The sequence below is a fragment of the Streptomyces mauvecolor genome (assembly GCF_039532965.1).
In the GTDB taxonomy this organism is placed as follows: Bacteria; Actinomycetota; Actinomycetes; order Streptomycetales; family Streptomycetaceae; genus Streptomyces; species Streptomyces violascens.
On record NZ_BAAASQ010000021.1, the window covers coordinates 367,402 to 378,673 of the forward strand.

Here is an 11,272-nt window from a genome sequence, read left to right on the forward strand (position 1 = left end):
GCGGGGCGAGCTGCGGGCCGGGGGTTGGCAGGGCTACGCCCGAGGGCCCTCCAGATGCGCCGTCAGCCTCTCCAGCATCGGCCACGTGGCCGCGTCCGTGCCGTCCCCCAGCGGGTAGTGCAGCGCGGACCCCGCGGCCGGGCCGAGTCGGACAGGGCGCACTGCCAGGGGCGGCCGGCCCGCGTGGTCCGGCCCGGCCGAGCGCACGCCCTCCGCTCCCAGCGTGTACGACACCGGGATCGGAGGCGCCTCGAAGTGGGCCGGGACGGCCAGGTCTCGGCGGCCTCGGCGCAGGGTGACCAGCATGTGGGTCAGGCCGTGCGAGCCGGCCAGGGTCGACGCCAGGGGCTCGATCGCTTCCAGCGGAGGCGGCTCGGACGCCCCGTACCCGAGGGTGAGTGTCGCGTCCGCCGCCACTCCCCGCTCGACCCGCGTCACCCGCAGCCCCGCGAGCGCGGGCCGCGCAGGGTCGCCGACGGCGAGCAGCTGGGTCGGCTCGGGTGCCCGCTCGCGGGCCAGGTCGGTCAACTGGCGGGCGGACCAAGGGAGGTTGATGGGCTCGGCCGTGCCCCAGCCGGCCGGGGCCGCGCCGGTCAGCGCTTCCCAGGCGGCCGACAGGGCGCGCCCCAGCACCAGGTTCTCGTCCGCGTTGTGCACCGTGCGGAACGCGACGATCAGCTGCCGCTCGGAGGTGAGCGCGGGTGCGGTGAACGCCTCGGCCACCACCGCCTCGCCCGAAGCGTCCCGGGCCGGCGCGAACGTGCCGTCCTGCCAGCGCAGCACCGCGCCGGAAAGCCCGTCGTAGTACCCGCAGTCGGGGTCCTTGACCACCCAGCGGTTGGGCGCGCCGGTCAGCGCCGTACGCAGCGGAAGGCTCAGCCGCACGCCGGGCGGGGTCACGATCTGGAGCGCGCGGCGGCTCTCGACCGCGGCACGCAGGATGTGCGAGAGCCAGGCGGTCAGCGCGATGACCGGCCGGTCGCACATGACGACGGCGGTCGACTCGGTCAGCACGTCCACCGTGGGGTGCGCCCCGCCGGCCGCGGGCCGCGCGCTCACCCCGGTGTCCGAGGCATCCTCCGCGACGGGCACGACGTCGGTGCTCGCGGCGCCGGGCGGCCAGGCGGTGCCGCCGAGCAGGGTGGTGAGCCGCCCGGCCACCGACCCGGCGAGCCGCTCGGCCTCGGGCGCCGCCGTGGAGGCCCGCGCCTCCGTCCACCAGAACGAGCCCTCGGGTGGCGTCACTTGACCGCCGAGGAGACGTTCCGCCTCGCCCGGCACCTGCACGAGCAGCGGCGCCTCCAGCGAGACCAGCGGGCGGCCGTCCGCCGCACAGAGCTGCACCACCGCCCCGTCGTGGCCGGTGTCGACGGAGAGCCCGGGCCCGCCCGCGTACAGGCCGGCGAGCAGGGCCCAGGTGTCCGGCATCTTCGGGGTGAGGGCGATGACGTCCTTGGTCACGAGTGCTCTGCTTCTTCCGGCTGGTGGGCGAGGGCGGTCTGGACGAGCTGGTGGCGGCGGCCGCGGCGCACCAGGAAGCCGCGGCCCGGCGGCTGCGCGGACGCGTACAGGCCCGGGAACAGCTGGCCCTCCGTGCGGTCGCCGGTCATCACGAGCGCGGCGGTGCCCGTCTCGCGCAGGGTGGTCAGGAACGGTTCGTACAGCGCCCGCGAGGAGCCCGCGACCCGGCGGGCCACCACGAAGTGCAGCCCGATGTCCTGCGCGGAGGAGATGTACGGCAGGAAGGGCGCGAGCGGCTGCTGGCCCGCGGTGGTCAGGATGTCGTAGTCGTCGACCAGGATGACGATGCGCGGCCCGCTGAACGAGGGCCCGTCCGGCAGCGCGTCGTGGTCGACGGTCTCGTCCGGCAGCCGCTTCTCCAGCTCGGCGGCGATCCCGGAGGCGAGCCCCACACTGATCTTCGCGTTGTGCGCGTAGCCCCCGCGGTACGGCTCGGGCACCACGCCGCGCAGTCCGCGGCGCGGGTCGAACACCGCGAAGACCAGCTCCTCGTCGCTGTAGCGGGCGGTGAACTGCTGGGCGATGAGCTTGAGCAGATTGGTCTTGCCGCACTCGTTGTCGCCCAGGATCAGCAGGTGCTGGTCGTGCTCGAACAGGTCGAGGAGCACGGGGTCGAGCGCGTCCTGGTCGACCGCGATGGGGATCCGCTTCGGCTCGGCGGCCGGCGAGGGAAGCCGCTGCGCGGGCAGCCGGGTCGGCAGCACCCGTACGGGAGAGGCGAGTTCACCGTGCCAGGTGGCCCGCACCGTCCGGGCCGCGTCCTCCAGGGCGGGGCCGAGGTCGGCGGACGACGCCACCGAGTCGGTGCGCGGAAGGGCGGCCTGCGCGAACAGCTTGCCGTTGGTCAGCACGCGCCCGGGGGTGTCCTGGGCGAGCGTCTCGGACAGCTTGCGGTCGATCGACGAGTCGGACGGGTCGTTGAGGCGCAGCTCCAGCTGGGTGCCGAACATCGACTGCGTCGCGATCCGTACGTCGTTCCAGCGCAGCATGCCCGCCACGATGTGGATGCCGTAGCCGCTGCCGCGCTTGAGCAGGTCGGCCACGTCGTCGTCCAGCGCGGCGAACTCGTCGCGCAGCGCCCCGTACCCGTCCACGAGCAGCACCACATCCGTCGAGCCGAGCTCGGGAAGCCGGCCCTGCGCGCGCAGGCTGCGCAGCTCGTCCACCGAGTCGATGCCGTGCTCGCGGAACAGCTCCTCGCGCGCGGCCAGCATGGCCCGCACCTCGGCGACCGTGCGCGCGGCCCGCTCATGGTCGGCCCGCCCGGCGATCCCGCCGACGTGCGGAAGCCCGGCCAGCGCGGCGAGGCCGCCGCCCACCAGGTCGAGCCCGTACAGGGCGACCTGGGCCGGGGTGTGCGTCAGGGCGAGCGAGAGCGCGAGGGTCCGCAGCAGGGTCGTCTTGCCGGACTGGGGGCCGCCGATGACGGCCACATGACCGCCCGCCACCGTCAGATCGAGGGTCCAGGGACCCTGCCACTGCCGGCCCGGATCGTCGAGCAGGCCGAGCGGCACCCGCATCGGGCCCGGCCGGTGGGCTAGCTGGAGCCCGTGCTCGGAGACCTGGAGGGGACCCGCCGCGGCGTCGAGGCTGATGGCCTCGGGCAGCGGGGGCAGCCAGATCCGGCGCACCGGCTCGGCGGCCGTACGCAGCTGGTCGACCATCGCCGACATGACGGTCGGCCCGGTCTCCCGCTCACGCATCTGCGGCTCGGGCGCGGCGTTCGAACTCTCTTCCTTCTCATGGGAGTTGAAGGTCGGGTAGGACCAGGCGAGCGGTGTGTCGTCCTGCTGTTCCAGGACGGCGGGACCCCGGTAGGCGCCGGAGACGTAGCCCGCCTTGAAGCGCTCGTACGTCGACGTGTCGACCTTCAGATAGCCGAAGCCCGGCAGCGGCGGCAGGTGGAAGGCGTCCGTCGTGTCCAGGACCGTACGCGACTCGTCCGCGGAGAACGTCCGCAGGCCGAGCCGGTACGAGAGATAGGTGTCCAGGCCCTTGAGCTTGCCGCCCTCGATGCGCTGGCTGGACAGGAGGAGGTGGACGCCGATGGAGCGGCCGATGCGGCCGATCGACAGGAACAGGTCGATGAAGTCCGGCTTGGCGGTGAGGAGTTCACCGAACTCGTCGATCACCACGAACAGATGGGGGAGCGGTTCGAGCTCGGGCCGCTCGGCGCGCAGGGCCGCGTAGTGCCCGATGTCGGCGACGTTGCCCGCGTCCTTGAGGACCTGCTGGCGCCGCTTCACCTCGCCCGCGAGGCTGGTGTGCACGCGCTCGACGAGGCCCGCCTGGTTCTCCAGGTTGGTGATCACACCGGCCACGTGCGGGAGCTCGGCGAACGGTGCGAACGTGGCGCCGCCCTTGTAGTCGACCAGGACCAGCGCCAGGTCCTCCGGCGGATGCCCGGCGACCAGGGCGAGCACCAGGGTGCGCAGGAGCTCCGACTTGCCGGAACCGGTCGCGCCCACGCACAGCCCGTGCGGGCCCATGCCCAGCTCGGAGGACTCCTTCAGGTCGAGCAGGACCGGCTGATGCCGGTCGTCGAGCCCGATCGGCACCCGCAGGAACGCCCGCTCGCCGCGCGGCGCCCACAGCCGGTCGATGTCCAGGTCCGCCGGATCGTCGATGCCGAGCAACTGCGGGAAGTCCACCGGACCGGTCACCGGCGTGCCCTCGGCCACCGACTCGGCCGAGAGCCGCAGCGGCGCCAGCATGCGCGCGAGCCCCTCGGCCCCGGCGGTGCTCACCTCGTCGGACAGGCCGTACGACATCGGGGGCGCCGGGTTCGCCGGATCGCGCAGGTCCTCGACCGTGATGCGGTCGCCGTCGACGCTGATCCGGACCGTGACGTGGTCCGGCTCGTGCACCTGCCGCTCCAGCAGATGCAGCACGGTCACGCCCATCTCGGTGAGCCCGACCGCCGTGTCGGGACGGGGCAGTTCATCGGCGGGAGCGCCGTACTCGTCGCTCACCACGAGCAGCCGGTCGATCATCCGCAGCGCGTTCCGGTCGGAAAGACCCCGGCGCACCTCCGCCGCGTACGACGCCCGCTGGCGCAGCTCCGTCCGCATCAGGCGGGCCAGCTGCGGCATGCTCGGCGCGATCCGGCGCGCGGCCACCGGGCCGTCGCTCTCCAGCGCGTCCAGGACATGGGGCAGCCACTTGGCCCACTCCCAGTCGTCGAGGCGGTCGCCCGGCACACCGAGCGCGATCGCCAGATCGTCCGGGGCGTGCGTGACGGCCGCCTGCACGAGCAGCGCCCGCGCGACCCGCAGCACACCCTCGCGGTCACCGACCACGCTCACGTTCGCGGCCCGGTCGAGCGGCACCGTCAGCGGCGACTCGGTGGCCGTGGCATACCGGGCCACCAGCGCCCGCGCCTCGTTCAGCATGAACGGGTCCGGCGGGGTCAGCACTCCCTGCGCGCTGTTCTGCCCGATCGACAGATCCTGCGTCGGCACGGTGCCGGTGCCCACCCGCACCCTGAGGAAGTCGGCATCGCCGCGCCGCCGCTCCCACAGCCGCGCGGGATCCCGCAGCAGGTCGTACAGCGCCTGCGGCGGCGGGTTCAGGAGGCGGGCCTGAAGCCTCGACTCCCGCTCCACGGCGCCGAGTTCCTCGCGCTGCTCCTCCAGGTATTCGAGGTAGCGCTCGCGCTGGGTGCGCCGGGTGCGCTGCGCCTTGCCCCGCTGGGACAGGAAAAGCGCGACCGCGCCTAGCAGCGCCACGACCAGGACGATGGCGCCGAGGCCCGCGAACTGGCTGTTGCGGATCACCGTCATCATGATCACGGAGCTCATCACGCCGGCCATCGGGAGCAGCGCGGTCGCGGCCGTGCCGGTCTTGCCCTCGGGCAGGTTCGGCGGCGGCTCGATGGCGCGCGGCACCGCGGGGGCGGCGGGCCGGGTCGAGCGGGCCGGGCGGTGGACCTGGTGCAGCGTCATCGCACCCTCACCGCCCGCTCCATCGCCTCGGCGGCAAGGGCGACGGCGGCCTGCCGGGTGGCCCGGCCGAGCAGTGCGGTCTGGATGGGGCCTCCCTGGGCCAGATGCCGGTCGTAGGGGACCGGGAGCACGGTGACGCCCGCCTCCCGCAGATGTGCGGTGGCGGTCTTCAAGTCCAGTGTCATGTCGGGTGAGTTGGCGGTGAGCGCCACCACCGTGGTGGCAAGCGCCGAGTGCGGAAGATGGGCGAGCCAGTCCAGGACGAGCCGGGTGCCGCCGACGCCCTCCGCGGTCATCGGGGCGACCACGATCCGGGCGTGCGCGGTGTCCATCGCGGTACGCGCCACCTCGCCGGGCAGTGTCTCGCAGTCGACCACGGTCACCGCGAAGTACCGGCGAAGGGCGAGTGTCACGGTGCGGTACGTCCGCATGCTCAGGGGCGCGCCGAGGCGGCCCTGGCTCGCGGGCAGCAGCCAGCCGCCGTCGGTGACCGGCACGAGATAGCCGGTGACGTCGGTCAGCTGCATGGCGGGCGTGAGGATGTCGGCGAGATCGGCGCAGGACCAGCGCACCGATTCGACACCGAGCCGGACCGGCAGCGTGCCGAGCGCCCCGTCCGCCTCCAGGGCGAGCACGGGATCGTGCCGGTAGTGGTTGAAACTCCGGGCGAGCAGCGCCGCCACCGTCGTCTTTCCGACCCCGCCCCGGATGGAGGTGACCGCGATGACCCGCCCGGTCGTCACGGGCTGCTGCAACTCCCGCCCGATCCGGCTCTCCTCGGCCACGTCCTGCGCGGCGGACGATCCGAGCTTGCGCACGGACCGCCCGGCCCGCTTGGCCACGGAGTCCCCGTGCACCGGCCGCCCGAGCGCCACGGCGAGCCGGGGGTCGACGGTGGGCACGGACTCGGGCGTGGCCATGGGCACAGCGGCGTCCCGCCCGCCGGGGATGCGGAGTTCGGGCAGCGTGGACGGGCGTGAGTCGGAGGGGGGTGCGGGCGGCCCGGCAGGCCGGGGGTCCGGGGCGCCGGCTCCGTACTGGGAGGCGGCACGCGTGGCGGCGATGGCGTCGAGGGTTCCGGCGGTGGGGGCATCAACTCCCCTGTCGGAAGCGGGAGTTGGGCCATCCGGGAAGGGGTCGACCTGGCGGGGCTCAAGCGGACGTATCCGGAACGTACCTTCGGCGGGGCCGGTGTAGGGCCGGCCGGGGGGTGTCGAGGGGTTACCGGCGTTGGGCTGTGGGGCCGACGCGTCCGGGCCGAAGGAACCTTCCGCCGAGCCGGAATGCGGCTGCGCGGCCGACGCGGCCGGGCCGAAGGCAGCCTCTGCCGGGCGTCCCCCCTGGGGCGCGACCAGTCCCGCCGAGCTGTCGCCACCCTGCTGCGCGGCCGGGCCGAAAACCCCCTCCGCCGGGCCGGCACCCGGCTGCGGGCCCGACCCCGCCGAGGCACCCGCACCCTGCTGTGCGGCCGACGCAGCCGAGCCGAAAGCGCCCTCCGCCAGGCCGGCACCCTGGGATGCAACCGACGCCGGGCCGAAGGCATCCGCACCCTGGGATGCAGCCGACGCCGAGTTCCCCCCGCTCAGCTCGCGCAGCACATCGCGCTGCCAGTCCTCGCCCACAGCCATATCCCGACCTCTACGCATACCTACGCGAATGTGCCGAGCAGACGCCCGTACACCCCGAACACCCCGAGCACCAGCGGGAACAGCGCGATCACGCCGATCGATTCCAGCGCGTCGCCGAACCGCCGCAGCCTGACCCGTACATGATCTGCGGGCTGGATGACGAGCACTGCGACCGGGGCCAGTGCGAGGACCACGAGCAGGGCCAGCGGGCCGACCGCGCCGGTGCGCTCCCACCACACCCAGGCCAGCCGCCCGGCCACCGCGGCGGCGGCCGCGAACAGGCCCACGACCTCGGCGACCAGCGGATACGCCCGCGCGCGCAGGGCGAGCACCACGGCGAGTACCGAGGCGAGCGGCACCGTCCACACCGTCGGCGTACGCAGCGCCAGGATCCCGGCGACCGCCGCACAGCCGGCCATGACGACGGTGGCGAGGGCGAGCCCGCGGTGGGTGGCCGCGAGCGCGGTCGACACCTGGTAGCGGCTCACCGACGCGCCGCCGGAGCGCCGGTCGTCGAGGCCCGAGAGCCCGGACGCCATCAGCGCGAGGCGCGGCAGCACCCCGAGCAGCAGCGCGGAGACGACCACCACGATCGCCCCGGCCCGCGCCTGCCCGACCGCGGTACCGGCCCCGGACTGCAGCGCGATCACAGCCTCCCAGCAGACCCCGGCCCCGGCGACCGCCCCGGCCCCGATGAGCCCGCCCCGCCCGAGCGGCGAGAACAGGCCGAGGAGCAGCAGCGCCACGACGAGGGCGGCGGCGACCGCGCCGAGCCGGGCGCCGCCCGGCCAGCCGTACGCGTCGGCCAGCGTCCACGCGCCGAGCACGGCGAGCACCCCGGCCGTGACGATCAGCGTGGTCGCGGGCCCGCGCTGCCCGGCCCTGCCGAGCACGGGCCCGGCGATCGCGCCGACACCGGCCACCGCGAGCAGCACCGCGCCGACCGCGGACAGGGCGAACTCGTCGCGCGCGAGCACCCCGGCCGCCAGCGCCCAGCCGACCGTGGCGAGCCCCGCGACCGCGCGCCGCGACGCGGGCCGCCAGCGCCAGGCCCGTACATCGAGATCGTCCGCGGCCTCGTCGGTGACGTCGTGCACGACGGGCGCCGAAGGCGCGTCCTCGACCCGCACCAGACGCAGAACCGCGCCGTCGGGCACGCCCGCCGACGCCAGCGTCGAGTCCTGGGCGAGCGCCGATCCGTCGGCCGTCGTCAGATGGCGCAGCATCGGGCGGCCGCCCGGACCGTCGCCGAGCAGCCGCATGATTTCGGGCAGCAGCAGCCCAATTGGCTCTTCGGACGGCAGAACGAGATCGACCCGACGCTGTTCACCGACCAGAGTGACCCGGCTCAATGCCGTACGGCTCACCGATCCCGTAGCTATCACGCGTGCGAACCTATCATCGGGCCGAAGACTTCACGGCGGGCGAAGAAGCAGAGGAAGAGGGGGTTGAAGTCGGCTGAACCGACGTTCCGTACGGGGACTTTCCGATGAGCTTGTGCGAAATGAACGACCAGCCCACACAACCCGCGCACAGCACCGCCGCAATCACAATTCCGGCAAACAGCTTGCCGAGCCGTTCGTCGACGGACCGCCGCCCGCGCTGCCCCCCGAACAGCAGGGCATCGCGAAGGCGCCGGCGCCGTACCGAAACCGACTCCAGCAATTGGCTGTCATAGTCCTGCGCGGCAGTCATGCCCGGGCAATCTCCTTCGGATCCTGCTCATGCCGTACGGCGGAAATACCGGTACGGACGGGAATCAAGGCCGTTCGCGGAGCTTCGCGGTGACCGCCGCGACGAAAGCGTCCGCCTCGGCCCCGGTGATCTCCACATGGTCGACCTCGTTGTGGCCGAGTTCGTAGAGCCGGAGGTATTCGGTCGGCTCCCAGCGCAGATTCCGGGTGAAGGCCTCGTCGTAGGCGACCCCGTCGAGAAAACGCCGCCGGACAATTCCGCGCGGGCTGCTCCGCGGATACCCCTCGCCGATCTTCGCGTAGTACGTGATCTCCCGGGACGCCGGGTCGATCACCCGCACATCGGCGCCCCGGCCGTTCAGCCACAATTCCAGCTCGCGGCCGCGGATTTCACGGCGCTGCTCGCCGCTCTCGACGACCATCGGCCCGAACACGGAACCCGACAGGCCCTGGACGACGGTGTGTTCGTCGACCACCACGCTGAACGAGGTCTCGTTCAGCGACGCGTCGGTGAGGTCGGCGCCCTGGAGCAGGGTGCCGAGCAGCGCTGCGCCGCCCAGGCGTGCGCCGCGCAGCGAGCCGCCCCGCACATCGGTCTCGGACAGCTCGGCGCTGCCCAGATCCGCGCCGTCCAGCTTGGCGCTCCGCAGGGAGGCCCCGTCCAGTACGGCCTTGATCAGGCTGGCGCCGGTCAGGTCCGCGCCGTCGAGCACCGCGCCTTCCATGTGGCACCGGTAGAAGTCGGTGCCCACGAGCACGGCGTCCCGGAGCACGGTCCCGGTCAGCATGCCGCCGCCGAGATCGGCACCGGACAGATCGGCGGCGGTCAGGTCGAGCCCGTCGACGCCGAGCAGCGAACCCGGCTGCTCGGCCCACTCGCGGAGCGCGGCCGCGGCCTCGGCGTCCTTCGGCATGGCCCGGACGATCCTCCGCTCGCCTTCGTCACGGATACCAGACAACCCGATCACTCCACCCATGGTCTTCGACAATTGCCCTGACATCGTCAATAGCGGCCTGATCGGCATTGCGCATGTCCAGAATGACCACGCGCTTCCTGTTCACGATCTGGTCCTCCAGCTTGCGCACCCAGCTCCCATTGTTCGCGGGGTCGTATGCGCCCTTGAACGGCAGCGACTTGTCGCGAACGTTATTGAGCGGAGGCCAGTCGGAGTGTACGCCCTTGATGTCGTAGAACTCCCCGATGCTCGGCGAGTAGAGGTCACCCTGATTCGCACCCGGCGGACGCTGAATGTCGGAGGGCACCTTCCCGCTCTCGCGCATGTCGAGAGCGATCCGCGCCTCGTCCATCTCCGACGGCTTGACCTTCCCCTTGTGATCGGGGTCCTGCTTCAAGACGTCGAAATCGTCGGCGTACTTTTTCTCGATCGCCTGGAGATGCGAATCGTGCGTAACGCGCTCGGCCGGGGTGAGCTCGGCAGGCGGCCCATTGCCGTGCACGGAGGCAGGTCCGTGCTGGCCGTGGTCGACATGCGGAGCCTCGGGCAATGCCGAACCGTGCGGCTCATGACCGAGATCGATATGCAGATCCCCGGCCCCGTGCGGCACCGGCACCTTTCCGAACAAGTCGCTCTGCTCGGCCCGGATGGCCGCGAGGTCCTCGTGGGAAATGCCGGGCAGGCGTTCCTTCTCGTAGAGGACATGGCCGTCCATCTTGGCCGTGAAGCTCTCCGGCGTGTGGAACTGCACCTCGAAGACCTGACCCGAAACCGGGTCGCGCCAGGTCGAGTTGATGCCCTTGTAGCCGGCGCTGTCCCAGGTGTTCTTGAACGTGACGTTCTCGAACCCGCGGCTGCGGAAGTCGTCGACGGCCTGCTGCACCCCGTGTGCGTAGTCCTTGGAGGGCAGCTCGACGGTGTAGCGCAGCGAGTCCTTGATGTTCCCGAGGGCGTCCTCGGGCCGCAGCATCGGGTCGTCGTGCAGCGCCGTCGCGATCTTGCGCTTGAGTGAGTCCTCGCCCTTGAGGCGGTACTCCAGGCCGTTGAGCTTGCCGTGGTCCACCCGGTCGGCGGCGGACTTCACCGCGTCGGTGATGCCCGGCTCGGCCGACTCGGCCCGGTGCATGAACTGGTCCGCCGCCGCGTTGGCGTGCGGATCGAGGTGCAGCCCCTGCGGCCCCTCCCAGGATCCGTCGGGCAGATTGCCCCGAGGCTCCCCGGGCCCGTCCGGAAGATGCGACCCGCCACCGCTGGGCGGCCCTCCGGCGTCGCCGCCGCCGGTACCGCCGGCCGACCCGGGCTCGCCCGGATGCGTACCGCCGCCGTGACCACCGGTGGGGAGGTCGCCGTGCGATCCCGTACCGGGGAGGTCGTGCGACGCCGGTACGGAGGTGTGAGTCGTCGGTACGGAAGGGTGCGACGGCCCGCCCGGGGTTTCATGACCGGCGGAGGGCCCGAGGTCGTTCGTGGCGCCCCGGCCGGGGTCGTGGGCGGTGCCGCCGGGCGTGTGGGCCGGGTTGTGTGCTCCG

7 protein-coding genes are annotated in these 11,272 nt (G+C 72.9%); all 7 read right to left on the reverse strand.

Going from position 1 to position 11,272, the window contains the following annotated elements:
* Positions 1 to 33: 33 nt before the first annotated feature.
* Positions 34 to 1,461: a DUF6177 family protein gene (locus tag ABD346_RS27115; RefSeq protein ID WP_344378412.1), complete on the reverse strand. Its 1,428-nt coding sequence runs from the start codon at positions 1,459 to 1,461 to the stop codon at positions 34 to 36.
* Entirely contained in the window at positions 1,458 to 5,465 is a 4,008-nt protein-coding gene (gene eccCa / locus ABD346_RS27120) for a type VII secretion protein EccCa (RefSeq protein ID WP_344378414.1), read from the reverse strand. The genes ABD346_RS27115 and eccCa overlap by 4 nt, the downstream gene beginning before the upstream one ends.
* The gene (locus ABD346_RS27125) at positions 5,462 to 6,385 is read right to left on the reverse strand and encodes a nucleotide-binding protein (RefSeq protein ID WP_344378415.1); all 924 of its coding nucleotides are present in this window, start codon (positions 6,383 to 6,385) and stop codon (positions 5,462 to 5,464) included. The genes eccCa and ABD346_RS27125 overlap by 4 nt, the downstream gene beginning before the upstream one ends.
* A gap of 728 nt (positions 6,386 to 7,113) precedes the next feature.
* Entirely contained in the window at positions 7,114 to 8,478 is a 1,365-nt protein-coding gene (gene eccD / locus ABD346_RS27130; protein ID WP_344378416.1) for a type VII secretion integral membrane protein EccD, read from the reverse strand.
* Positions 8,479 to 8,491: 13 nt separating this feature from the next.
* Entirely contained in the window at positions 8,492 to 8,788 is a 297-nt protein-coding gene (locus ABD346_RS27135) for a hypothetical protein (protein WP_189962632.1), read from the reverse strand.
* Positions 8,789 to 8,852: 64 nt separating this feature from the next.
* Complete coding sequence (locus ABD346_RS27140) at positions 8,853 to 9,701, reverse strand: pentapeptide repeat-containing protein (RefSeq protein WP_344378418.1); 849 nt, start codon at positions 9,699 to 9,701, stop codon at positions 8,853 to 8,855.
* Between the two features lie 28 nt (positions 9,702 to 9,729).
* Entirely contained in the window at positions 9,730 to 10,869 is a 1,140-nt protein-coding gene (locus ABD346_RS27145) for a hypothetical protein (RefSeq protein ID WP_344378419.1), read from the reverse strand.
* Positions 10,870 to 11,272 lie beyond the last annotated feature (403 nt).

What these genes read in the sequence shown, in the direction of transcription:
- ABD346_RS27140 (WP_344378418.1), bottom strand. Translation starts at nt 9,701, where the DNA reads ATGCCGAAGGACGCCGAGGCCGCGGCCGCGCTCCGCGAGTGGGCCGAG.
- ABD346_RS27145 (WP_344378419.1), bottom strand. Translation starts at nt 10,869, where the DNA reads ATGCACCGGGCCGAGTCGGCCGAGCCGGGCATCACCGACGCGGTGAAG.
- ABD346_RS27135 (WP_189962632.1), bottom strand. Translation starts at nt 8,788, where the DNA reads ATGACTGCCGCGCAGGACTATGACAGCCAATTGCTGGAGTCGGTTTCG.
- eccCa (WP_344378414.1), bottom strand. Translation starts at nt 5,465, where the DNA reads ATGACGCTGCACCAGGTCCACCGCCCGGCCCGCTCGACCCGGCCCGCC.
- ABD346_RS27125 (WP_344378415.1), bottom strand. Translation starts at nt 6,385, where the DNA reads ATGGCCACGCCCGAGTCCGTGCCCACCGTCGACCCCCGGCTCGCCGTG.